This is a genomic window from Streptomyces sp. NPDC015032, from assembly GCF_043080425.1.
Lineage (GTDB): Bacteria > Actinomycetota > Actinomycetes > Streptomycetales > Streptomycetaceae > Streptomyces.
The window spans coordinates 374,936-397,848 of record NZ_JBIBVN010000003.1 but is presented as its reverse complement, the minus strand read 5'-3'; the positions used below and the strand labels follow the sequence as shown (position 1 = coordinate 397,848).

The window sequence follows — 22,913 nt, the reverse complement described above, 5'->3', positions numbered from 1 at the left end:
GGATCCCCCTTCAGAGTGTGAGCCGGGCGCCGAGACCGGCGGCTTCTGCGCGAGCGTGGATGCGGTCGGCGACGGCGACATCGAGGATCGACATGCCGAACGGGTTGCTGATCACGATCTCGTCCTGGTCACGGCGGCCCGGGTGGCGGCCGGTGAGCACATCGCCGAGGGTGCCGTCGACGCGGCGGGCGCCGGGCTGCGCGGTGATCCCTTCCCGGGGGTCGCCGTCGGGGCCGAGCAGGGTCCCCGCCCGGTGCATCCGGCCCAGCAGCCGGCGCGGGTCGTCACGGACCAGACTCCAGTCGTCGACGATCACCGTGCCGGCCGCGAGAACCGCCGCCTCGGTGAGGTCGTCCAGCGAGACATGGCAGACGAGCGCGCCCGGGCACAGCCAGTCCGGCTCGATGTAGCCCTGGGCCACCGTCGTCACGGGTACCACGAGTTCCGCGTCCCGCACCGCCTCCCGCGGTTCGTCCGCGAGCACCGTCTCGATGTCCGCGGCCCCGGGGAGCGACGCGATGTACCGGGCGACGGATTTCGCGCGGTCGGGCGCCACGTCGTACAGCGCTATGCGGTCCAGGGTGGGAACGGTGCGCAGCAGCAGCGCCACGTGCGCCTGTGCGAGCGCGCCGCAGCCGAGGAGCGCGAGCCGTCGTGGCTCCTCGACGGCCAGGTGGCGGACGGCGAGGGCCGTCACCGCCGCGGTACGCATTGCGCTGATGTACGCGGCCTCCATCAGGGCGAGGGGACGGGCGGTCTCCGGGTCGAGAAGGAGGGTGAAGCCCTGGGAGCGCGGTATGCCGCGCCCCGGGTTGCCGATCGAGGCGTTGATGGTCTTCATTCCGATGACGGGCGGCCTGCCGTCCTGGACCAGCGCGCCGGGCATGGCCAGCAGCCGGGCCGAGTCGCCCTGCGGGGTGGTCCAGCCGAGATAGGCCTCCTCGGGAAGGACCGACTGTCCGGCGGAGTGCAGCGTGAGCGCCTCGGCCACCGCCGCCACGATGTCCACGTCGTGGGCCGCCTCGATGACGTCCGCGCGGGTCAGGTAGCGGAAGTGGCTGTCGGGATATTGCTCGAAGTCCATGGCGGGCGGGGCTCCTTGGCGAGAGGGTCGGTGATGGTGTCGGACGGGTCCGGGGGTCAGTCGCCGGTGCCTCGCGGTCCGCGCAGCATCGCGAAGGGGACGAGCGCGCCGAGCAGCAGGACGCAGGCGAGCGCGGCCCAGCCGGCCGTGCCGAGGGCGAGGACGACACCGGTCATCAGCACCGGGCCCGCGACCCGGTTGGCGACGGTGCGGCTGGTGTTGAACAGCACCAGGTAGGCGCTGCGTGCCCGCTCCGGTGCCAGGTCGAAGGAGAGGGTCCACGAGGCGCCGACCTGGAGGAGCTCGGCGAAGGTCAGCAGGACGACGGCGGCGCCGAGCACCAGCAGTGCTTCCCGCGTCCCGAAGGCCGGCGCCGCGGCGAAGGCGAGGGCGCCCAGGCTGAGCAGCAGTGCTGCGGTCGCGTACGAGTACCACGCCCGGCGCGTTGTGCTGTAGCAGCGGTTGAGCGGGTACTGCAGAGCGATGCACAACACCGTGTTGACGGCGTACAGGATGCCGACGTAGCGCTCCGGCACATCCGTCTCGGTGACGAGCCACAGCGGGAAGGCCACGTTGAGCACCGGCATCCAGAGCGACACCAGTGCGTTGTACGCGGTGAAGCCCAGCAGTCGGCGGTCCTTGAGCAGATCCGCGACACGGGCGCTCTCGACAGCGGTCGCGGCTCCCTCCCCCCGCGCGGTGGCGTACACCACGGCCACCACCACATAGGCGAGTGCGCCGCCGATCAGCAGCGGCCGGAAGGCTCCGGGTGCCCCCGAGCCCAGGGCGAATCCGGCGATCAGCCCGCCCAGGCTGATGCCGAGGTTGACGACGGTGCGCTGCACGGCCATCACCTTCGCGCGCAGACTCTCGGGGGCCCTCGCTCCGACGTACGACTGCACGAGCGGGGGCGAGGACTGCTCGGTGACGGCGATGACGGCGACCACGAGGAGGAAGCTCCACCAGCCGTCCACCCACAGGTAGCCGACGGTGGCCAGCGCGCGAAGCAGCATCACCCCGATCAGCACGGGCTTCGGACCGAAGCGTCCGGCCAGCCGGGCGATGGGTACGGCGGCGGCGATGGCGACGGCTCCGCCGATCGTCAGACCGGTGCCCACGGACGAGGTGCTGAGATGGGCGACCTTGACGAAGTAGATGGTCGAGACGGCGAGGAACAGTCCCGTGCCGGTCCACTCGATCAGCGTGGCTCCCTGGACCAGCGGCAGGAACTGCCGGTGGTCGGTTCTCGTCCGCCGCCGCCGGTCAAGGGTGGTGCTCGTGCCCATGGTCAGTGCTCCTGGTGCTTTCGGTCGAAGAAGAGGCCTTCGCGGCGCAGCTGTTCCACGGCGGCGGTGATCTCCTTGACGATGCCCTGTTCGGTCGCCCAGTCGTCGGAGTAGAGGGTGTCGCGGTATTTCCCGCCGCCGTCGGCGGCCAGGCAGACGGCCAGCCGGTCGTCCGCACGGCCGTTGTCCTGGTCGGTGAGCAGCGCGCGCACGGCACAGCCGCTGGATCCCCCGAGTACGAGTCCCGCGTCCTCGGCGAGGATCCGGCAGACGGCTATCGCCTCGATGTCGTCGACGTGCACGGCACGGTCGTAGCTGTGCGGCCCGTTCAGGAAGACCGAGGGCCGGCTGGCTCCGATGCCCGGGATCAGCCGGAATCCGGCGCTGCCCGCGACGGCCAGCGAGCCGCGTACGTCGACGGCGACCGCGGCGACGTCGGGCCGGTGCTCGCGCAGATGCGCGCTGATACCGGCGAGGGTGCCGCCGGTGGAGACCGGTATGTACACCGCGCCGAGGTCCGGTCCGGCCTGCTCGGTGATCTCGGGTCCGGTGGTGCGGCGGTGGATGTCGGGCGAGGCCCAGTTCTCGTACTGGTTGGGCCAGCGGTATCCGGGGTTGCGGTCGCACAGCTCGCGCACCGTGCGCAGCCGGCTCAGCAGGTAGCCGCCCTGGCCATCGGGTTCGTCGACGACGATCACCCGGGCGCCGAGGTCGGCGAGCACGGCGCGGGTGGCGTGCGGGGTCTTGAGATCGACCACCGCGACGAAGACACAGCCGATGGAGGGCAGCAGCCGGGCCAGGGCCAGACCGAGGTTGCCGGAGGTGGACTCCACCACCACGGTGCCCGGTATGAGCGGCTGTTCTTCGTGCAGGGCCCGCAACAGCCCGACGGCGCTTCGGTCCTTCACCGATCCGGTGGGGCCGTGCTCTTCGAGTTTCAGTCCCAGACGCCGCACCCGGCCCCGGTGGGCGACGTCCAGGTGAAGTAACGGAGTCGTACGGAGGGCCCGTGCCAAGACGGGTTTGACACGCGGCACTGTTTCCCCCTGAACGATGTGTCGTTGACCTTTTCCACGGTTCGACCGCTCTGCCCCGCTGTGCGCACTCAGACCTTAGGCATCCGCCCCCCGGCGCACCACGCCCTTGCTCCGCGCATCTGCAACCACTTGGCCAGAACGGCGCTTGACGCTCCTCGGGTGCGTCCGGCGCCCTGCCGGCCGTCCCAGCACCGGCGCACATACGACTCGGTGGCCGGCCGGGCGCGGGGCGCGGCCGGCAAAACGAAATGGCTGGTTCGGTGCAGTGGGAGCCGTACGACCGGGGACCGTTCCGCCCCGACCGGATCACGAACCGCGCCGGTGAATCCGGCAGGCCCGCAGGGCGGGCGTGCTGTGGGATCCGGCCCGGAGCGGCGAGCCGTCAGCAGATCCGCGGCAGTTGCTCCCCGACCGGCAGGTCCACCACCCGTGTACCGCCGAGCCCGGTGCGGGCCACCACCATGCCCGGGTGCGCGTCCACCACCTCACCGATCACGGCCGCGTCCCGGCCCAGCGGGTGTGCGCGCATGGCGTCCAGGACCGCGTCGCCGTGTGCGCGCGGCACGAACGCGACCAGCTTCCCCTCGTTGGCGACGTACATCGGGTCGATACCCAGGATGGCGCAGGCATTGGCCACCGGCGCAGGGACGGGGACGTTTCGCTCCTGGATCACGACGCCGGTGCCCGATGCCGCCGCGATCTCGTTGAGGGATGCGGCGAGCCCTCCGCGAGTGGGGTCGCGCAGTACGTGCAGATCCGGGGTGACCGCGAGCACGGCCTCCACGAGTCCGCCCAGCGCCGCGCAGTCGCTCTCGATCTCGACTCCGAACTCCAGGCCCTCGCGCACGCTCATGATCGCAACACCGTGGACACCGATCGCCCCGCTGACGATCACGACGTCGCCCGGCACGACGCGCTGCGGACGCAGATCGACGCCGGCCGGGATGAGGCCGATACCGGCGGTGTTGATGAAGATGCCGTCCCCGTGACCGGCCTCGACCACCTTGGTGTCCCCCGTGGCCACTTCCACGCCCGCATGGCGCGCGGCGGCGCCGAATGCCTGGGCCACTCGGGCGAGGACGGAGAGTTCGACGCCCTCCTCAAGGATGAACCCGCAGGACAGGTAGGCAGCACGCGCTCCGCTCATCGCCAGGTCGTTGACGGTCCCGTTCACCGCGAGGTCGCCGATGCTGCCGCCGGGGAAGAACAGCGGCCGCACCACGAAGGAGTCCGTGGAGAAGGCCAGCCGGGCGCCGCCCAGCGACACGGACGCCGAATCGCCCATCTGCGCGAGCGTCTCGCCTCCGAAGGCGGGGGCGAAGACATGCTCGACCAGTTCGGCGGAGAGTGCGCCGCCACCGCCGTGGCCCATCACGACGCGCGGATGGTCCCGCAGGGGGGCCGGGCACGTCCATGCCGTGGGATCGAGCGGCGGAATACCGGAGGGCGACGCTGCCGAAGCGTTTGGGGAGCTTGTCGTTCCGTCGCCGCGCGTGGGGGTCTCGACCGTCTCAGCCAACGGGGCTCGCCTCCACAGAAGAGGTGTTCTTCATGTCCAGCCGCCGGTAGAGGTAGTACGCGGCGCAGGCGCCCTCGCTGGAGACCATGGTCGCTCCGAGCGGGGTGCGAGGGGTGCAGGTCGTACCGAACGCCTCGCATTCGTGAGGCTTGAGCATGCCCTGCAGCACCTCCCCGCTGCGGCACTGCGCGGGTTCACGGGTATCGATACCGGCCACCGGGAAGCGGTATTCCGCGTCGTAGTCCCGATAGCGCAGGGAGAGCCGCCAGCCGCTGCCGGGAATGACTCCGATGCCGCGCCAGGCCCGGTCGGCCACCTCGAAGACGTCCTCCAGCATGGCCAGGGCGGCAGGATTGCCCTCGGGGCGCACCGCGCGCGGGTAGGCGTTGTCCACCGTGTGTTCACCGCGCTCCAGTTGCGCAACGGTCCGGCGCACGCCTTCCAGGATGTCCAGCGGCTCGAAACCGGTCACCACGATCGGGACACCGAACCGTTCGGCCAGCCCGGGATACTCGCCCACCCCCATCACGCTGCACACGTGCCCCGCGGCGAGGAACGCCTGCACCCGGCAGCCGGGCGACCGCATGATCGCTTCGATCGCCGGTGGCACCCGGACGTGGGACACCAGCAGACTGAAGTTGCGGATGCCGAGCCTCCGTGCCTGACAGACCGTCATCGCGTTGGGTGGCGCGGTGGTTTCGAAACCGATTCCGAAGAACACGACCTCCCGGTCCGGGTTCTGCTGGGCGATCTTCAGCGCGTCGAGCGGGGAGTACACGACCCGTACGTCGCCGCCCTCGCTGCGGACCCGGAAGAGGTCCTTGGCGGTCCCGGGCACACGGAGCATGTCGCCGAAGGAGCAGAAGATCACCTCGGGGCGGGCGGCGATCGCGAGCGCCTTGTCGATGACTTCCAGGGGCGTGACGCACACCGGGCAGCCCGGTCCGTGGATCAGTTCCACCTGGTCCGGCAGCAGTTGATCGATGCCGTGCCGGATGATGCTGTGGGTCTGCCCGCCGCAGACCTCCATCAGCGCCCACGGCCTGGTCACGGTGGAGTGGATCTCGTCGAGCAGCCGCCGGGCCAGTCCGGGGTCCTGGAATTCGTCGATGTACTTCACTTCCGCGCCTCCCGCGATGCGTCACCGGCATCGGGCAGCGGCAGGCCGCCCGCCTCCGCCGCCATTTCCCAAGGGTCGCCGAACTCCTCCTGAAGCATGCCGAGCCGGGCGAACAGCTCCAGCGTCTGCCGGGCCGACTCCTCGTCCAGCTTCTGCAGGGCGAACCCCACGTGGACGATGGCGTACTCGCCGACCCGGAGGTCCGGCAGATACTCCAGACATGCTTCCTTGACCACTCCGCCGAAATCGACGGTGGCCATGCGGGTGCCGTCCCGTTCCTCGATTTCCAGTACTCTGCCGGGCACCGCCAGGCACATGGCTTCTCCTTGCTGTGGTTGGTCGTCTGCCCGGCTCCGCCGGGACCTGCCGTCAGGGGGTGGCCGTGCTCCCCCGCGCCGCACCGATGCCGCCCGTGCATGTCCGGGCGGCCACCATCACCTGCCCCAGGGCCAGCCCTCCGTCGTTCGGGGGTACCCGGTGGTGCCGCAGGACGGTGAATCCGCGTCGGTGGAGCGTCCGGGCGCAGGCCGAGGAGAGCCGCGTGTTGGCGAACACTCCGCCGGTCAGGGCCACGGTGTTCAGGCCGTACTGCTCGCGCGCCAGCACGCAGGTCCGGCGGACGAGAGCGGCGACCGCCTCGTGGAAGCGTGCCGCGACGACCCCCGGCGCGGTCTTGGCGCGCACATCGTCGACCACCGCCGAAAGCACGGGCCCGGGGTCGGCGATCAGCGCGCTCCCGCTGCCCGGCGCGGGAGCACGCAGCGCGAAGCCGTATCCGGCGCAGTCGCCCTCGGCCGTCCCCAGCGCGGCGTTCTCCAGCTCGACGGCGGCCTGGGCCTCGTAGCCGGCCCGGTGGCAGATGCCGGTGAGGGAGGAGACGGCGTCGAACAGCCGACCCATGCTGGAGGTGGGGACACAGTTGAGATTGCGCTCCAACTGCCGGGCCAGTACCGCTTGTTCACCGGGCTCACAGGCGACCGTGCACGGCAGGTCCCGCGCCCAGCCGATTCCGGCCGCGTGCAGATGTGCCAGAGCCATACGGTAGGGGCGGTGTACGGCGGCATCGCCGCCCGGCAGGGGAACGTACGCGAGATGCCCGAACCGGTGGTACCCGTCGTAGTCCGCCAGCAGGAACTCTCCGCCCCACACGGCCCCGTCGTCGCCGTAGCCGGTGCCGTCGAACGCGACGCCGATCACCCGGTGGCTGCCGTCCAGGCCGTGCTCGGCCATCGCCGAGGCGATATGCGCGTGATGGTGCTGTACGCGTACGACGTGCCGCGCGCCGGCCAGACGCCGGGTCAGCTGCCCCGATCGGTACCCGGGATGCCGGTCGACGGCCAGGACCCCGGGTCGCACTCCGGTGATGGCCGCCAGCTGCTGTCCGGCGTGCTCGAAGGCGTGTTGTGTGGCGAGGTCGTCCATGTCGCCGATGTGGCCGGACAGCCAGGCCCGGCGCCCTTCCGCCAGGCACAGGGCGTTCTTCAGGTCGCCCCCCGCGGCAAGGATCGCCGGTACCGGGAAGGGCAGTTCGACGGGCCGGGGGGCGTATCCGCGTGAGCGGCGTACGGTGAGCCGCTCCCCGTCGCAGACGCGGACCACGGAGTCGTCGCACGGTACCTGGATCGGGCGGTCGTGGACGAGCCAGGCGTCGGCCAGGCGGGCGAGCCGGTCCAGCGCCTCGGCGTCGTCGGTGACGATGGGCTCCCCGGCCACGTTGCCACTGGTCATGACGAGCAGGCCCGGCCCGGCGGGATCCCCGGGCAGGCCGAGGAGCAGGTGGTGCAGGGGGGTGTAGGCGAGCATGATGCCGAGGTCGGGGCTGCCCGGGGCGACGTTGTCCGACGGTTCCGGCGCACCCGGCGCGCAGGCGGCGCGGCTGCGGCGCCGCAGCAGGACGATCGGCCGGACGGCGTCGGTGAGCAGGGCCCGCTCCTGGGCGCCGATGTGGACGAGGTGCTCGATGGCGCCGATGTCGCGGGCCATCAGGGCGAACGGCTTCTCGCCACGGGCCTTGCGGCGGCGGAGTTCGGCCACCGCCCGGGGGTCGGTCGCGTCGCACGCGAGGTGGTACCCGCCGAGCCCCTTGACGGCCAGGATCGCCCCCTCGGCCAGGAGTCCGCGGGCCTCGGCGACCGGGTCCGTCGCGGTCACCCGTCGCGGGGCCCCGTCCGGATCCGGAGGCGCCACCAGCAGATCGAGGCGGGGGCCGCACCGGTGGCAGGCGACGGGCTGGGCGTGGAAGCGGCGGTCCGCGGGATCCGCGTATTCGCGGGCGCAGTCGGGGCACATGGGGAAGCGGGCCATGGTGGTGTGCGCGCGGTCGTACGGCAGATCCGTGACGATGGTGAAGCGCGGCCCGCAGTTGGTGCAGGTGATGAACGGGTGCCGGTGGCGCCGGTCCGCGGGGTCGGCCAGCTCGGCCAGGCAGTCGGCGCAGGTGGCTGCGTCCGGGGGGACCAGGGTGCGTGAGGGGCCGCCGCTTGGGGAGGCGACGATGGTGAACCCGGCACCGCCCGCGGCGGGAACCTCGCTGTGCTCGACGGAATCGAGAACGGCCAGGGGCGGTGCGTCCGCGGCGATCCCTTCGCAGAACACGGCCACGGCGGCCGGTGGGCCCTCGACTTCCGCGACGACCCCCTCGGGGGTGTTGGTGACGTGCCCCGCCAGACCCATCGCGACGGCGCGCGTGTACAAGTAGGGCCGGAACCCGACGCCCTGGACCACGCCCCGGACGACGACCCGGCGGCGCTGCGTCGGCTCACCCGTGGCCGGGCCGGACCGTTGCGCCGTCACGCGCGGTTCTGTGCCATGGTGCCGGACCCGTCCGGCACGGTGCCCGGTCCGTCGCTGTCGGCATGCGTGTGGGGCCGGCCGTGAGGTGCCCCGCCATGCTCTGCGTGTGCATGGGCGTGCGCGGAGTGGTGCTGCCGGGCCATGACGGGCCGGTGGACGGGGGCCCCGTTCGCGGCCTCCAGCGACCGGTCCAGGAGCGCCCCGATGCCGTCGCCGCGCCGGGCCGAGGTGAGGACCACCTCCACACCGGGATTGACCTGTTCGACGTGGGCGCGGAAGGCGCCCTCGTCGAACTGCACGGCCTCGGCGATGTCCGTCTTGGTGACGAGCACCAGATGGGCCAGACCGAAGGCCGTGGGGTACTTCAGAGGCTTGTCCTCGCCCTCGGTGACCGAGGCGAGTACGACCCTCAGTGTTTCGCCGAGGTCGTACGAGGCCGGGCAGACGAGGTTGCCGACGTTCTCCACGAAGAGGAGCCGCGTATCCTCGGGCAGCCACCCGTCGAGATGCCCGCCCAGCATCCGGGCCTCCAGATGACAGAGTCCGTCGGTGAGCACCTGCTTGACCGGGGCGCCGGAGCGGGCCAGGCGCATGGCGTCGTTCTCGGTGGCCAGGTCGGCGGTCAGCGCCGCGACCGGGACGCCCGTCTCACGGGCCAGGACCAGTTCGCGTTCGAGCAGTGCCGTCTTCCCGCTGCCCGGGCTGGAAAGCAGATTGACGACCGCGGTGCCGCGGGCGGCGAGTTCGGTGCGCAGGCGGTGCGCTGTCGTGTCGTTCTTCGCGAGTACCGCCTGCTGCAGGTCGACTACACGGCACATGGTTCAGCGCTCCTCGTAGATCGGTTCATGGATATGTCCCTGCGCGGGTCCCTCGTCCCAGTGGACGTCGGTGATGTGCAGTTCGCGGCCCGAGAGCAGCGCCGCGGTGGCCTCGCCGCACCTCGGGCAGCACAGCTGCGGCGGCATCCCGACCGCCCATTCGTCCGCACAGGGTGCGCAGCGTGCTCTCGCCCGTACGGAGTCCATGACGAGCTGCGCGCCTTCCAGCACGGTCCCGGCACAGGCCAGTTCGAAACAGAAGGACAGTGCGTCGGGGACCACTCCGGCCAGCTCGCCGACCTGGAGCCGGACGGATGTGACGGCAACGGCGCCGCCTGCCCGGGCTGCTTCTTCCACCTGGCCGACGACGGCCATGGCGATGGACATCTCGTGCATGGGTCTCCGTCCTGCCCGCGTCATTACACCGGGGTGTCGCCGCCGCGGCCGGTCCGGCTCGCCGACGCCGCACGGCACGTACGTCGTTCGGGGGCAGCCCTGGGCCCGCGGATCCGGATGCCGTCACATGCACCGCATCCGCACGTAGCGCTTGATGTCGGGCAGTACCTGGGCCACGATTACGGCCACGGCGGCGGCTACCGCGCCACCAATGATGATCTTCTTCATAACGGTGTTCGTCTCCTCAGTTGATGGCCGGGCCGGCCGTCGGCTGTGCGGTGGGGGCGGTCCGTTCCTGGTCCCGCACAAGGCGCAGGACCAGGTTCACCGCCTCCGGGACGGCAGCGGCCACGGGATCACTCAGGCCGATGCCCTCTTCCACGCGGGCGGGTTCACATCCGACGACCAGCGTGCGTCCCGGGGGTACGCAGCCCGTGCCGGCACACAGGGTTTCCAGCAGGGTCAGTACCGTGTCGGGGGACATGCGGTGGCCGTCGAGCAGAGCTTCCTGCGGCTCGATACGGCCGGGCCGGTCGGCCTCGATCAGGTACAGCGTTCCCGGATCGCCGCCGCGTTCGGTGGCGTCGATCAGGACCAGCGTGTCGTATCCGTCGAGGAGCTGATACGCGAGATGGACTCCGCGCACCCCGATGTCCACCGCTTCGACGTGTCCCGGCAGGGGGACGGACGCCAGTCGCCGCACGGTCTCGACACCGAAGCCGTCGTCGCCGAGGAAGATGTTCCCCACGCCCGCGACCAGGGTGGTCGCTCTCCGGTCCGGGGACTGTGTCATGCGTCCTCCAGAGGTGCGACCTCATCGGGCTGGAAGTACAGGAACCGGCCCTGTTCGCGCCGGATGTCGGCGCCCGGGTCGCCCTCCACGGTGACCGCGAGGTGCACTCCCCCGTCCACATCGTGGAGCACTGCTTCGACCAGTGCGCGGCGGCCCTGCAGAAAGAGGTCCTGGGCGTCGGTGCGGCGCAGGCCGGGCCGCAGGAGTACGCGGTCGCCCGTGCCCACCGGCCGGCCGTCCACCAGGATCCGGTCGCGCGCCGGATCGGCTCCGGCGTCGGAGCCCGGGTCCCACCACGGCTGGTCCGGCCGGATCAGGTCGTACTCGTCGGCTGCTTCCGGCATGTGCCGAGGCCCGTCCGGCGCAACAGCGCCGGGCGCGCCCGGCGCTGTGACTTCCCGCAGCGCCCGCACCGCGCCATGGAGCCGTTCCAGGACCTCGGGGGGCATCGAGTCGGCCAGGTCGATGACCGCGGCCGCCCGGTCGTCCGTCCCCCGGGCCTCGCGCTTCTCCTGGTCCGTGAGGGCGGCCGTCCGCAGCGCGAGGATCTCGTCGATCTCCGTGGAGTCGTAGAGCGCTCCGGGGCTCTCCGGGGCGATGGCCGGGTGGTCCTCGAGGATGATCGGGGATGAGAGCACCAGGTCCGCGCGGCCGGGCTCCCCGGCCAGCACGGGCCAGGTGTGCAGATTCCGGCAGCCCGCGACCGCGCCCTTGGCCCATTGCGGAGGGTCCGTCATCGAGAGGAACGAGCCTGCGCTGAGGCCCAGGAGCAGGTGCGCGGCCACCAGCGACCGGGGCAGAGCGGCGTCGCGGTCGGCGGCGCCGGGATCCGGCGTCCAGGTGCTGGTGTTCTCCACGACGGCGGTGAGCCGCATCGCCCGGTAGGGGCCGTCGAGTTCGGCAGCGGACAGCCGCACCACGCCGCTGATCTCCTCGCAGCGGCGCACCAGACGGCCCACGGTCCGGCCCTCCTCGTCCCGGACGGTTTCGTGCTCCTCGCGCGCCGGGCGTGCGAAGGGGACGACGAGGCCGTTGCCGGTGAGCTCGGCCGGGGTGGCGAGCACTTCGACGCGTTCCTCCCCGCCTTCGTCCCAGGGCACCAGGACCCGGTCGGCGAGGTGGAGTTCGGGGACGGTCTCGAAGCTGCCGTCCTCGCGGAGCCGCTGTACGGTACGCCGCTGGGCGTGCAGAAACCGCACCTCGGCCGCCAGAACCGCGTCGGCCTTCGGTTCCATCAGGCACTCGGTGCGCTGGAATTCGTGCTCTTCGACGGCTGCCGTCCAGGCCGGTGGCACGAGCACCCCGAACTGCCAGCGGAGCCGGTTCTTGGCCGCCGACGCGCGGTACGGGTACAGGACGTAGCCCTCGAAGAGGACGGCGTCGGCCACGCCACGGGCGGCGGCGAAACGGGTTTCCAGCGCGGGGGTGAACGCGGTCGTGGTCATTGCGCCGCCCTCTCGGCGAGCATGGCGAGCCCGGCGTCGGCGCGTGCGGGGTCCGACGGCCGAAGGGCCGTGGTTCCGGCCGCGTCGAGAAGTGTCCGGACGGTCGCCTCCCAGGAAGGCAGTGCGTGCCGGGAGCGGAAGGCGAGCAGCGCGTCCATGGTGTCGCGGGGAAGGCGGATCCAGCCGCATCCGGGGAAGTGCTGGTCGACCATCTCCTTCCACACCGCCACCGGCATCCGGAAGGGCGCCTCCCGGTCCCAGGGCACCGGCTCGACCAGGAAGCCACCGGAACCGGTGAAGGCGGTGCCGGAGAAGAGCATGAGGAGCGGCACCTCACCGTCCGTCAGCGCGTTCACATACCGTGTCGCAGCGATCTCCAGGTCGTAGGTGCAGGGCACGACGACGTCCGTCTCGGTCTCCCCGGTGAACGCCGGAACCATGACCGGGACCTGGGTGAACTGCACGGGCTGAAGGGTGCTGCCCCAGCGTGAGCGCTCTCCGAAGAGATCCGTCAGGCCCTCGGCCTCGGCCGTTTCGTAGCCGCGCCGGGCCGGCTCGATGCGGATCTGGCAGCGCAGCGCGAGCGCGTGCACCCGCGCTTCCTCGGACGCGGTGATGCGCAGCCGGAAGACGAGGGTGGGGCCGGCGGCGTACGGATCGGCGCGCACGCCGGTGCAGGTGAAGGTGAAGTCCGTCATGGCCGTCGCTCCCCCACGATCGCCTCGGCCCGGCGTTCGATGTGTTCGAAGAACGCCTGCAGATCGGCACGGGCCTCGGCTCCGCCGTCGAAGCCCTGCCACAGCAGGCGCATACGCCCCACCAGTTCGTAGCAGATGTCGATCGGTACCAGATAGCACTCGGCCCGGCCCTGAGAACGGCGCAACAGCAGTGCTTCCACATCGGGTTCGAGCAGCTGGGAGAGACGGCTGCCGCCGAGGACCGTCTGCCAGGTCGATGGATCGAGTTCGCTCTCGGTGGCTCCGGCGGGGCTCGGGTAGAGCGCCACGAGCCGGTCCAGTGCGGCGTTGCGGAAGAAGAAGGCGACGCCTACCGGGATCTGGAGGAGCTCCCACGCGTTGTCGTCGAGACGGTGGTCGTGGTCGGCCAGGTAGCGGTCCGGGACGTTCCGGAACCTGCCGTGGGCGGCGCCCGGCCGGTCGAACAACAGGGCGCAAGCGGTGCAGGCGCACGCGAGTGAACGCTGCTCGGTGTCCACCACATGCCGGTGGTCTCCCTCGGCCACCGGGATCCCGCAGAGTTCGCACCGCTCCTGGCGGGGTCCGCGCGGTGCCGTGAAACGCCGCAGCGTGCGCACACCCGGGGCGGGGGCGGGCCGTCCGGCCCACGTCCGGGGCGCGCTCATGATGTCCTGGCCGGGGCCGGCCGGGTGGTTGCCACGGCCTGCGGCGGACGGGTTCCGATCTGGAGGAGGGCCGGCTCCGGGGCGTTGGCGTCCGGTTCCATCGCGACCGTGGTCACCTCCGGTGCGAAGCAGGCCAGGGAGTTCTCGACGGACTGCTGCACCGCCGACGCCCCGGCGCAGCCGCAGCCGCCCGTAGCAGCGGCCCGCAGGCGCAGGGTGCCCGTGCTCTCGTCGAAGGTCACCATCTCGACGGGATCGCGGACGGCCGCGAGGGCCCGGCCGATGCGTGTGCCGGTGTCCTCGGGGTGCAGGTCGTGCAGGACGAGTAGGCTCGACACCAGGTCGTCGCCCAGGAGTTCGTCCAGGGTGTCGCCCGTCTCGCGGCCCGGTGCCGCCCGGAGCCGGTCGAGGATACGGGCCAGCCCGGCGCCGTAGAAGTCCATCAGGACCCGCACCAGTTCCTCGGCCGCCGCGGAGGTGTTCCGGTCACCGGCTGCCGTCAGTTGCTCAAGCACCTCTTCGACGCGCCGGCCGGCCCGCTCCGCTCCGGAGTCGTCCGTGGCCGCGCTCATCCGCCCAGTCCGCTCAGCCCGGTGGGCACATGCATCTTCTGCACGGTCCTGCCCCCGCCGACGTACATGTGGACGCCGCACGGGAGACAGGGATCGAAGCTGCGCACGGTGCGCATGATGTCGATGCCCTTGAAGTTCTCCGGCGGGTTCTCCTCGAAGATCGGCGTGTTCTGCACGGCGTCCTCGTAGGGCCCGGGAGTCCCGTAGGTGTCCCTGGTACTGGCATTCCATGGCGTCGGAGGGTAGGGGTGGTAGTTGGCGATCTTGCCGTCCCTGATCACCATGTGGTGCGAGAGCACGCCGCGTACGGCCTCGGTGAATCCGACACCGATGCTCTCCTCGGGGACGTCGAACTTCTCCCAGGTCTGTGTACGTCCGGCGCGGACCTCCGCCAGGCCCTGCTCGGCGCAGTGCAGTGCGATCGCGGCCGCGTACGCCTGGAAGTAGGTGCGGGCGCGGTTGCGCTCCAGCGCGTTGCTCCACTTCGGGATCTTCCACTCGAAGGTGGTCTCGGGCTTGGTCATCGTGCGCGGCAGGTTGATGACGACGCTGTGGCCGGTGGCCTTGACGTAGCCGACGTCGACGAGCCCGGAGAGCGCGGTGGACCAGAGCCGGGCAAGGGGGCCGCCGCCGGTGTCCAGGGCCAGATGGTCCTTGCCGTCGAACCAGCGCGGCGACATCACCCAGCTGTACTTGTCGTCGAAGTTCCGCTTCTGCGGCGCGGGGATCGTGTGCTGGTTCCACGGATGGCGGGGGTCGACCGGGTTGCCGAGCGGGTCATGGGTGACGAACTGCTCCTTGCCCTGCCAGTCGTCGTAGTACGAACTGCCCAGCAGGATCCGGATGCCGAGGTTGATCTCGGTCAGATCGTTGGTGACCAGCTTGCCGTCCACGATCACACCGGGGGTGACGAACATCTTCCGTCCCCAGTTGCTCATGTTGGCGTACGTGAAATCGCAGTGCTCGGGGTCGTTCAGCGCTCCCCAGCAGCCGAGCAGCACGCGCCGTCGGCCGACCTCCTCGTACCCGGGCAGGGCCTCGTAGAAGAAGTCGAACAGGTCGTCGTGCAGAGGCACGACCCGCTTCATGAACTCCACGTAGCGCGTGAGCCGGCTGAGGTAGTCGGTGAAGAGCTGGACGGAGGCGACGGTGCCCACACCGCCCGGGTAGAGCGTGGAGGGGTGCACGTGGCGCCCCTCCATCAGACAGAACATCTCCCGCGTGTAGCGGCTCACCTGGAGGGCCTCGCGGTAGAACTCGCCCTCGATGGGATTGAGCGACCGCATGATGTCGGCGATCGTGCGGTATCCGTGCTCCCCGGCGTGCGGCGCTTCGGTGCGCTCGGCGAGTTCCAGGACCCCGGGGTTCGTCTCGCGGACCATCTTCTCGCAGTAGTCGACCCCGACCAGGTTCTCCTGGAAGATGTTGTGGTCGAACATGTACTCCGCGGACTCGCCGAGGTTGATGATCCACTCACCGAGGTTCGGAGGCTTCACTCCATACGCCATGTTCTGCGTGTACACCGAGCACGTGGCGTGGTTGTCACCGCAGATCCCGCAAATGCGGCTGGTGATGAAGTGCGCGTCCCGGGGGTCCTTGCCCCGCATGAAGACGCTGTAGCCGCGGAAGACCGACGAGGTGCTGTAGCACTCCGCGACCCGCTTCTGCTTGAAATCGATCTTCGTGTGGATACCGAGACTGCCCACGATCCGGGTGATCGGATCCCAGGCCATCTCCACCAGGCCGCTGCCGTCGCCGGCAGCCTTCGTCGTCGGTGCCATCGTGTCTGCCGTAGCCCTTCTGAGAAAGGTGAGGTGAGGTCGTCACCGGAGGGTGTGGAGTGCGAACGGGGTCCTGGGCGTGTTCACCACGGGGGCCGGTAGCCGGTGGTCAGCCGGCCCCTCTTGTGCCGCCACTTCGGTTCCTTGTCCACGGTCTTCGCCGTGATCTCCCGGAGCCTGCGGATGACCGCCCCGTACGCGCCGCTGGCGGTGCTGGAGAGCTTGGCGCCCGGCGGTTCATCCATGAACGGCATGAATTTGTCGGGAAAGCCCGGCATGGTGCAGGCGATACAGATACCACCGACGTTCGGGCAGCCTCCGATGCCGTTCATCCAGCCGCGTTTGGGTACATTGCACTTGACGACGGGACCCCAGCAGCCGAGCTTGACCAGGCACGTGGGCGAGTCGTAGGTCTGGGCGAACTCGCCCTGCTCGTAGTAGCCGGCCCGGTCGCACCCCTCGTGCACGGTGGCACCGAACAGCCAGGTCGGACGGAGCTTGTCGTCCAGCGGGATCATCGGAGCGGATCCCGCCGCCTGGTACAGCAGGTAGGTCAGGGTCTCCGAGAAGTTGTCCGGCTGGATCGGGCAGCCCGGCACACACACGATCGGGATCCCGGCCTTCGACTTCCAGTCCCAGCCGAGATAATCGGGCAGGCCCATGGCACCGGTCGGGTTGCCGGCCATCGAGTGGATACCGCCGTACGTGGCGCAGGTCCCGATGGCCACGACGGCCAGGGCCTTGGGCGCCAGCCGGTCGATCCACTCGCTGGTGGTGACCGGCTGGCCGGTCTCCGGATTGTCACCGAAGCCGCACCAGTACCCCTCCGGTTTGATCGTCTCGTTCGGGATGGAACCCTCGACCACCAGGACGAAGGGATCGATCTCGCCGCGCTCGCCCTTGAAGAACCACTCGATGAACGTGTCCGCACCGCCCACGGGGCCGCTTTCGAAGTCGATCAGCGGCCAGTGGACCTCGATCCTGGGCAGCCCGGGCAGCGCACCGGTCACGATCTCTTCGATGCTCGGCTGCATCGCGGCAGTGAGGGCCACCGAGTCACCGTCACAGCTCAGCCCCGCGTTGATCCAGAGGATATGGATCGGGGACTCTTCTCCGGTGGTCGCAGCGGGTGCGTCCACGGCGTTCGACGTTGCTGCATCCATGAGGATGCCTCCCTGGGAAGAGACACACGGAGGCCGGCACATCGGCCTTCACTGTTCTTGGTAGCAAGCGTTCGGTGCGGGTACCTCGCGGTGCGCCGCCAGTGCGGTGACACGGGGCTCTCCGACGGACGGATCCACCGGAGATCCGTCGGCCGGGACCGGGACGGGGTGCGCCGGGCGGCCCCGCGGAGGGTCCTTGAGCACGAACGCGTGCCGTAGCGCGTGGTAGGAGGACTGCGGATCGAAGAAGGTCCGCCGCATCGCGGCCAGCTCCTGCTCCCGGTAGTCGGCCAGGGGCCGATGGGCCTCGTCCCGGTCCCGCCCGGTCTTCTTCGCGGCGATCCGCGACGTCGCCCCGGGCGACACGGCCAGGCGGACCGCCAGCCGGGTGGCCTCGCCCGCGAACGACTGCGCATCGCAGGCGATCGTCCGGTCGGCCAGGCCGAGCCGCACCGCGGCCTCGGCGCTCACCGGCAGCGCTTTGTCGGTGAGGCGTTCCGCGGCGGCGGCCCCCACCCTGCGCGGCAGCGTGTAGGTCCAGTACTCGGAGCCGTACAGCCCCATCAGACGGTAGTGCGGGTTCAGCACCGCGCCCGATCTGCACCAGATCTCGTCCGCGGCCAGGGCGAGCATCACTCCGCCGGCGGCCGCATTGCCGCCGATGGCGGAGACCACCAGGCGGTCGGTGGTGGTCAGCACGGCCTCCACGAGGTCGTCCATGGCATTGATGTTGGCCCAGGACTCCTCGCCGGGGTCGGCGGCGGCCTCGATGACATTGAGGTGGATGCCGTTGGAGAAGAAGTCCCGGCCGCCCCCCAGGACCAGCACCGAGGTGGGCCGTCGGCAGGCCAACCGGTAGGCGTCGTGCAGGCGTCGGCACTGCACCGTGCTCATCGCACCGCCGGGAAAGGAGAACGAGAGGAAGCCGGCCTGCCCCTCCTCCCGGTAGGAGATGTCGCTCCAGCCGGGCCCGCGCGCTTCCTCGGACAACGGCGCAGGACACTCGGGCAGCGCGGGCAGACGCCCGGCGAGCGCCGTCACGGCGGGCAGTTTGAACGTGGCCGGCCCTCCGGGCCTGCGACGGGGGCGGAGTTCGGGAATCCACACCGCGCCGTCGGTCGTCGCCCGGCAGACGGCCCCGGCCCTCACCGCCACCAGCTCGCCCGGTGCGCCGCGCAGTTCGTGCTCCGGGTGCCCCCCGTGCAGAAACCATTCACCGCCGAGCAGTTCGTCACGCACGCCGGGGTACGAGTCGGCCGCTCGCAGCTTCCGGAGGACCACTTCCGTGGAGTCCGACGCCCAGTCGATGCGACGGTGCTCCTGTCGGAGGTACGGCCGCGTACGGATGCGCAGTTCCTCGTTCCCGCCGGTCTGCGCACGAGGAACGTACGTACCGGCCGAGAAGCGCTCGACGGCGAGATGCACGGCCCGCAGAGCGGCGTCGGAGACCTCGTTGCGGTACAGGTCGCTCTTGCCCACCGGTGACATCGGAAAGGCGGCCGACGCCCAGACGGCGCCGGCGTCCATCTCCTCGTCGGCCTGCAGGACGGTCACGCCCCAGGTGTCCGCACCCTCGTCGATGGCCCAGTCGAGGGAGGAGGGCCCGCGGTCGCCCGGGGGGCCCGGATGGACGACGAGGCAGGTGTGCGCCGCCCATACCTCCCGGGGGATGGCGGTCTTCAGCAGCGGGGCCACGATCAGGTCGGGCGCGAACTCGCGCACGGCCCGCCGCAGCGACGCATCGCGCGCGGACTTCTCCGGCAGAGCGAGTTCCACCGCGACGACGTGGCCGCGGTCCCTCAGTTCGGCATGAACACGCTGCGTGAGGCTGTTGAAGGCGCTCGCCACGAGCAGGATGTGCACGGCAGTCTCCCAACGCCGGGCAGATCCGGCTGCTTGCGATGGTGGGACACCGCCGACGGCGCTCCACCGGCACCAGGCCGCCGAGTCACCCGAAAGCGAACACATCTGCGACCACTCAGTGGAACCCGGGCACCGAGCCCCCGCGCACCCGGTGGATGCCCGCCGGCCGACCGGCGGCACGGCGCGAAGCCGAGCCCGCACTCCCGGCCCAACTACGGTCCCCCTGGGCCCGATCGGGGCCGGACGACACGATCCGCCCCGGTGCCTGTTATCTTTGCGTGACCTCGCGACGCAACTCTCGGTCACGCTTTGGCCTTTGCTGCGACGGAGTCGGCGAGGGGGGAGCGTGTGCTCACCCTCTGGGCGTTTCCGTCCGATCAGCAGCCCCAGGGCCGAAGCCGAACCCGGGATGCGCACGCCTTGCACCGGCCGAGCCGAAGGCGTGACAGCGGACGAGCAATGATCACTACATGTGCACGGGCACGGTCGCAGTCCACGGCCGGCCCGGCCTGTCACGGCTGGACGGAATGACACAGCACAAGGCATTCAGCAGAATGGCGCGCTCCGCCCGCCCCGCGCCGGGCCGCGGCACGGGGCGCCGAAAGCGGTCGAAGCGGCCACGCCCACGCCTGTTACGCGGCCCGGACTATCCACGCGCGGGCCGGCACGGCTGGCAAAGGTGGGTGCCCTCGTGGCGGCTGGTCGTGGGTTCGTTCCTGATGATCACGGCAACGCTCGCGACCGTGGTGGGCATCGCCTACGCGCGTACGGACATCCCCAAGGACCTCAACGCGTTCGCCACACAGCAGGACACTGTCTACTACTGGGCCGACGGCACTCCCATGGCCCGTACGGGCTGGGTGAGCCGCCAGGAGATGCCTCTGTCGAAGATTCCCGACGACGTCCGATGGGCCGTGCTGGCGGCCGAGAACGCCGACTTCTACTCGGACCACGGCATATCGGCGGAGGGCATCACCCGCGCGCTGTGGCGCACGGTCGGCGAGGGCGACACCCAGGGCGGCTCGACGATCACCCAGCAGTACGTCAAGAACGTCTACCTCTCGCAGGACCAGTCCTTCTCCCGAAAGTTCACCGAGATGCTGCTCGCGGTCAAACTCGACCGCCATGTGAGCAAGGACGAGATCCTCCAGGAATACCTGAACACCAGCTGGTTCGGCCGTGGCACCTACGGTCTCCAGCGCGCGGCCCAGGCCTACTACGGCAAGGAGGTCACCCAACTCGACGCCAGCGAGGGCGCGTTCCTCGCGTCCCTGCTCAAGGGCGCCTCGCTCTACGACCCCGCCGTCAACCCGCGCAACCGTGACCGCGCCGTCGCACGGTGGAAGTGGACGCTGGACCGCATGGTCGAGATCGGCAGGCTGAGCCCGGCCGAGCGTGCCCGGTACACGACCTTTCCCGAGCCGAAACCCCTTCACAAGCCGAACAGCACAGCCGGGCAGGACGGTTACCTCGTCCAGCTCGCCGAGTCGTACGCCAAGCGTGCCGGGCACATCTCCGACGCGCGCTTCGACCTCGGCGGCTACCAGATCTACACGACGTTCGAGAAACCGCGGATGACCGCCCTCGGCCAGGCCGTGAAGGATGCGCGTGACACGCTCGATCCGAAGCAGCGCAAGGCCGACCGCCACGTCCGGTTCGGTGCCGCGACCGTCGCCCCGGACGGCCGGATCCTCGCCGTGTACGGCGGACCGGACTTCGAGCGGCAGGCCTTCAACGAGTCCAACGCCGGTACCGTTCCCGCCGGTTCGGCCTTCACACCGTTCGTCTACGCCGCCGGTCTGGAGCACGGCATCGCACGCCGGCGCGACGGCCCCCGGACCACCGTCACGCCCTCGACCGTGTACGACGGTGACGACGGCATCCCGGTCATAACACCCGAGGGCCCCTACTGGGACCGCAGCGGCAGGATGGTCAAGGGCCAAAACGACGGCGATCGTTCCTACGGCCGCATCAGCCTGCACGACGCCATGGCGAAGGCCGCGAACTCGCCGTTCCTTCAACTCGGCATGGACACAGGGCTGAAGCAGGTCCGCAGTACGGCCGAGGCAGCCGGGCTGCTCCCGTCCAGCTTCGGTCCACCCGTTCCGGCGTTCTCGATGGGCAACTCCACACCGAGCGCCATACGCATGGCCGACGCGTACGGCATGTTCGCGGCCCGCGGCATGCACACCGATCCGTACTCGGTACGAAAGGTCACCCGCAACGGAGAGCCGGTCCGGCTGGACCTGCCGCGGGCGAAGCGCGCCGTGCGGTCCGAGGTCGCGGACGAGGTCACCGCGTCGCTCGCACGGCCCGACGGAGAAAACCGCGCCGGATCCGCCCCACCGGTCGCCGCCAAGGCCGGAACCACCGAGGACGACACCGCGCGCTGGTACGTCGGATACGACCGGACCGCATCCACGGCCGTCGTCGTGTACCGCATGGACCTGGCGAAGAGTCTGGCACCACTGCCGCTCAAGGGGCTGGACGGCGGCTCGGCGGCCGGCCGAAAGCTCTCGTCCCGGATCTGGAACACATACACGGAAGCCATGACGAAGTGACAGACACCAAAGAGAAATCCGTATATCACCGGATCCGGGCCCGCGCGACGCCCCGTATCGTGCTCGGACTCGCGGCATGCCTGGTCGTGTCGGGTTCCGCGGCGCTGATCCCGCTGGCGTCCGACGATTCGTCGGACAGCCGGACCCCGCGGCAGGGCACGAAAACCGTCGCCGCGCCGACGCCCACCGCCCGGGAGCGCCGTGAGGGCGACGGGAAGGGGGCCGAGGAGGAGAAGTGGGACGGGAAGGTCAGGATTCTGGGCGACGGATCAACGTCCTACACGGGTCCCCAGCCGGGCCGGTTGAAGGCCGAGCGGCTCAAGCCGGGTGAGAAACCGCCGCAGTTCGTGGTGTTCTCGTGGGACGGTGCGCTCGAGGGCGACGACCGTATGTTCTCGCGGTTCCGCCGTGCGGCGAAGGAGAGCAACGCGCACATGACGTTCTTCCTCACCGGGATCTACCTGCTCCCCAAGGAGAAGAGGAGGCTCTACGAGCCGCCGCAGCACGGCCCCGGAGCGGCCGCGATCTCGTACCCGACGCGTGAACACATCCGTATGACGCTGAAGCAGCTCGGCGGCGCCTGGCAGGAGGGCAACGAGATCGGGTCCCATTTCAACGGTCACTTCTGCAGCAAGAAGGGCGGTGGGGACTGGAGTACGAACGAGTGGATCAGCGAGATCAACCAGTTCTACTCCTTCGTGCAGAACTGGAAGACCAATACGGGCTTCACCGATCTCGATCCGCTGCCGTTCGACCCCACCCGTGAGGTCGTCGGCGGGCGGGCCCCCTGTCTCGAAGGCCAGAAGACCCTCCTGCCGGCGACCAAGCCCTTCGGATGGCGCTACGACGCGAGTTCCCCGGGGGACTTCCAGATCTGGCCCTCCAAGAAGAACGGTGTCTGGGACTTCCCGTTGCAGATGCTGCCGTTCCCCGGCAAGGATTTCCAGGTGCTGTCCATGGACTTCAACTTCCTCTACAACCAGTCGGAGGGCACCACCGAGGGCGACCCCGCGAAGTACGAGAAGTGGCGCAAGGAGGCAAGGGACTCGTACGTAGCCGGGTTCAACCGGGTGTTCCACGGCAGCCGGGCACCACTGTTCATCGGGAATCACTTCGAGGACTGGAACGGCGGGATCTACATGGATGCCGCCGAGGAGACGATGCGGGAGGTCTGCCCGCGCAAGGAGGTGCGCTGTGTCTCCTTCCGTGAGCTGACGGACTGGCTCGACGCGCAGGATCCCCGGGTCCTCGCCCAGTGGCGAACGCTCGACCCCGCCCAGCCTCCGAACTGGAAGCAGTAGGCGGGGCATCGGGCCGAA

Annotated in this window: 20 protein-coding genes; 2 read left to right on the top strand and 18 right to left on the bottom strand. The window is 70.3% G+C overall.

Annotated features, from left to right (window positions below; translation table 11 throughout):
* Nucleotides 1-10 precede the first annotated feature (10 nt).
* From ACF08M_RS07600 to ACF08M_RS07515, 18 genes are all read right to left on the bottom strand, one after another.
* The gene (locus ACF08M_RS07600; RefSeq protein ID WP_392184310.1) at nucleotides 11-1,084 is read right to left on the bottom strand and encodes an ornithine cyclodeaminase family protein; all 1,074 of its coding nucleotides are present in this window, start codon (nucleotides 1,082-1,084) and stop codon (nucleotides 11-13) included.
* A gap of 56 nt (nucleotides 1,085-1,140) precedes the next feature.
* On the bottom strand, nucleotides 1,141-2,370 hold the full coding sequence (locus tag ACF08M_RS07595; RefSeq protein WP_392184309.1) for an MFS transporter: 1,230 nt from the start codon (nucleotides 2,368-2,370) through the stop codon (nucleotides 1,141-1,143).
* Nucleotides 2,371-2,372: 2 nt separating this feature from the next.
* On the bottom strand, nucleotides 2,373-3,386 hold the full coding sequence (locus ACF08M_RS07590) for a pyridoxal-phosphate dependent enzyme (protein ID WP_392184308.1): 1,014 nt from the start codon (nucleotides 3,384-3,386) through the stop codon (nucleotides 2,373-2,375).
* Nucleotides 3,387-3,789: 403 nt separating this feature from the next.
* Nucleotides 3,790-4,845 (bottom strand): hydrogenase expression/formation protein HypE, encoded by a 1,056-nt coding sequence (hypE, locus tag ACF08M_RS07585; protein ID WP_392184481.1) that lies wholly within the window; start codon nucleotides 4,843-4,845, stop codon nucleotides 3,790-3,792.
* 73 nt (nucleotides 4,846-4,918) lie between these two features.
* Entirely contained in the window at nucleotides 4,919-6,046 is a 1,128-nt protein-coding gene (gene hypD / locus ACF08M_RS07580; RefSeq protein ID WP_392184307.1) for a hydrogenase formation protein HypD, read from the bottom strand.
* Entirely contained in the window at nucleotides 6,043-6,363 is a 321-nt protein-coding gene (locus ACF08M_RS07575) for a HypC/HybG/HupF family hydrogenase formation chaperone (RefSeq protein ID WP_392184306.1), read from the bottom strand. The genes hypD and ACF08M_RS07575 overlap by 4 nt, the downstream gene beginning before the upstream one ends.
* 52 nt (nucleotides 6,364-6,415) lie before the next feature.
* Nucleotides 6,416-8,839: a carbamoyltransferase HypF gene (gene hypF, locus ACF08M_RS07570; protein ID WP_392184305.1), complete on the bottom strand. Its 2,424-nt coding sequence runs from the start codon at nucleotides 8,837-8,839 to the stop codon at nucleotides 6,416-6,418.
* The gene (gene hypB / locus ACF08M_RS07565) at nucleotides 8,836-9,657 is read right to left on the bottom strand and encodes a hydrogenase nickel incorporation protein HypB (protein WP_392184304.1); all 822 of its coding nucleotides are present in this window, start codon (nucleotides 9,655-9,657) and stop codon (nucleotides 8,836-8,838) included. Before hypB ends, hypF begins: the two co-directional genes overlap by 4 nt.
* Nucleotides 9,658-9,660: 3 nt before the next feature.
* Complete coding sequence (gene hypA / locus ACF08M_RS07560) at nucleotides 9,661-10,053, bottom strand: hydrogenase maturation nickel metallochaperone HypA (RefSeq protein ID WP_392184303.1); 393 nt, start codon at nucleotides 10,051-10,053, stop codon at nucleotides 9,661-9,663.
* Between the two features lie 123 nt (nucleotides 10,054-10,176).
* A complete protein-coding gene (locus tag ACF08M_RS07555) occupies nucleotides 10,177-10,281 on the bottom strand; it encodes a DUF6893 family small protein (RefSeq protein ID WP_392184302.1) in 105 nt (34 codons plus the stop codon).
* Between the two features lie 16 nt (nucleotides 10,282-10,297).
* Complete coding sequence (locus ACF08M_RS07550; RefSeq protein ID WP_392184301.1) at nucleotides 10,298-10,846, bottom strand: hydrogenase maturation protease; 549 nt, start codon at nucleotides 10,844-10,846, stop codon at nucleotides 10,298-10,300.
* Entirely contained in the window at nucleotides 10,843-12,291 is a 1,449-nt protein-coding gene (locus tag ACF08M_RS07545; RefSeq protein WP_392184300.1) for a hypothetical protein, read from the bottom strand. The genes ACF08M_RS07550 and ACF08M_RS07545 overlap by 4 nt, the downstream gene beginning before the upstream one ends.
* Nucleotides 12,288-12,989 carry a DUF6084 family protein gene (locus ACF08M_RS07540; protein WP_392184299.1) on the bottom strand — a complete coding sequence of 234 codons (702 nt, stop codon included), beginning with the start codon at nucleotides 12,987-12,989 and terminating at the stop codon, nucleotides 12,288-12,290. The genes ACF08M_RS07545 and ACF08M_RS07540 overlap by 4 nt, the downstream gene beginning before the upstream one ends.
* The gene (locus tag ACF08M_RS07535) at nucleotides 12,986-13,654 is read right to left on the bottom strand and encodes a DUF5947 family protein (RefSeq protein ID WP_392184298.1); all 669 of its coding nucleotides are present in this window, start codon (nucleotides 13,652-13,654) and stop codon (nucleotides 12,986-12,988) included. The genes ACF08M_RS07540 and ACF08M_RS07535 overlap by 4 nt, the downstream gene beginning before the upstream one ends.
* Nucleotides 13,651-14,226 (bottom strand): hypothetical protein, encoded by a 576-nt coding sequence (locus ACF08M_RS07530; protein ID WP_392184297.1) that lies wholly within the window; start codon nucleotides 14,224-14,226, stop codon nucleotides 13,651-13,653. Before ACF08M_RS07530 ends, ACF08M_RS07535 begins: the two co-directional genes overlap by 4 nt.
* The gene (locus tag ACF08M_RS07525) at nucleotides 14,223-16,007 is read right to left on the bottom strand and encodes a nickel-dependent hydrogenase large subunit (protein ID WP_392184296.1); all 1,785 of its coding nucleotides are present in this window, start codon (nucleotides 16,005-16,007) and stop codon (nucleotides 14,223-14,225) included. The genes ACF08M_RS07530 and ACF08M_RS07525 overlap by 4 nt, the downstream gene beginning before the upstream one ends.
* Nucleotides 16,008-16,090: 83 nt before the next feature.
* A complete protein-coding gene (locus ACF08M_RS07520) occupies nucleotides 16,091-17,170 on the bottom strand; it encodes a hydrogenase expression protein HypE (protein WP_392184295.1) in 1,080 nt (359 codons plus the stop codon).
* A 48-nt stretch (nucleotides 17,171-17,218) separates the two neighbouring features.
* Nucleotides 17,219-19,033: a hydrogenase maturation protein gene (locus tag ACF08M_RS07515; RefSeq protein ID WP_392184294.1), complete on the bottom strand. Its 1,815-nt coding sequence runs from the start codon at nucleotides 19,031-19,033 to the stop codon at nucleotides 17,219-17,221.
* A gap of 527 nt (nucleotides 19,034-19,560) precedes the next feature.
* Between ACF08M_RS07515 and ACF08M_RS07510 the strand changes: the two genes are divergently transcribed.
* A complete protein-coding gene (locus ACF08M_RS07510; protein ID WP_392184480.1) occupies nucleotides 19,561-21,594 on the top strand; it encodes a transglycosylase domain-containing protein in 2,034 nt (677 codons plus the stop codon).
* Complete coding sequence (locus ACF08M_RS07505; protein WP_392184293.1) at nucleotides 21,591-22,895, top strand: hypothetical protein; 1,305 nt, start codon at nucleotides 21,591-21,593, stop codon at nucleotides 22,893-22,895. Before ACF08M_RS07510 ends, ACF08M_RS07505 begins: the two co-directional genes overlap by 4 nt.
* The last annotated feature ends 18 nt before the right edge of the window (nucleotides 22,896-22,913 follow it).

Coding starts and splice junctions, on each gene's coding strand:
- ACF08M_RS07600 (WP_392184310.1), bottom strand. CDS start 1,084: ATGGACTTCGAGCAATATCCCGACAGCCACTTCCGCTACCTGACCCGC.
- ACF08M_RS07595 (WP_392184309.1), bottom strand. CDS start 2,370: ATGGGCACGAGCACCACCCTTGACCGGCGGCGGCGGACGAGAACCGAC.
- ACF08M_RS07575 (WP_392184306.1), bottom strand. CDS start 6,363: ATGTGCCTGGCGGTGCCCGGCAGAGTACTGGAAATCGAGGAACGGGAC.
- hypB (WP_392184304.1), bottom strand. CDS start 9,657: ATGTGCCGTGTAGTCGACCTGCAGCAGGCGGTACTCGCGAAGAACGAC.
- hypA (WP_392184303.1), bottom strand. CDS start 10,053: ATGCACGAGATGTCCATCGCCATGGCCGTCGTCGGCCAGGTGGAAGAA.
- ACF08M_RS07555 (WP_392184302.1), bottom strand. CDS start 10,281: ATGAAGAAGATCATCATTGGTGGCGCGGTAGCCGCCGCCGTGGCCGTA.
- ACF08M_RS07550 (WP_392184301.1), bottom strand. CDS start 10,846: ATGACACAGTCCCCGGACCGGAGAGCGACCACCCTGGTCGCGGGCGTG.
- ACF08M_RS07545 (WP_392184300.1), bottom strand. CDS start 12,291: ATGACCACGACCGCGTTCACCCCCGCGCTGGAAACCCGTTTCGCCGCC.
- ACF08M_RS07540 (WP_392184299.1), bottom strand. CDS start 12,989: ATGACGGACTTCACCTTCACCTGCACCGGCGTGCGCGCCGATCCGTAC.
- ACF08M_RS07535 (WP_392184298.1), bottom strand. CDS start 13,654: ATGAGCGCGCCCCGGACGTGGGCCGGACGGCCCGCCCCCGCCCCGGGT.
- ACF08M_RS07530 (WP_392184297.1), bottom strand. CDS start 14,226: ATGAGCGCGGCCACGGACGACTCCGGAGCGGAGCGGGCCGGCCGGCGC.
- ACF08M_RS07525 (WP_392184296.1), bottom strand. CDS start 16,007: ATGGCACCGACGACGAAGGCTGCCGGCGACGGCAGCGGCCTGGTGGAG.
- ACF08M_RS07520 (WP_392184295.1), bottom strand. CDS start 17,170: ATGGATGCAGCAACGTCGAACGCCGTGGACGCACCCGCTGCGACCACC.
- ACF08M_RS07510 (WP_392184480.1), top strand. CDS start 19,561: ATGACACAGCACAAGGCATTCAGCAGAATGGCGCGCTCCGCCCGCCCC.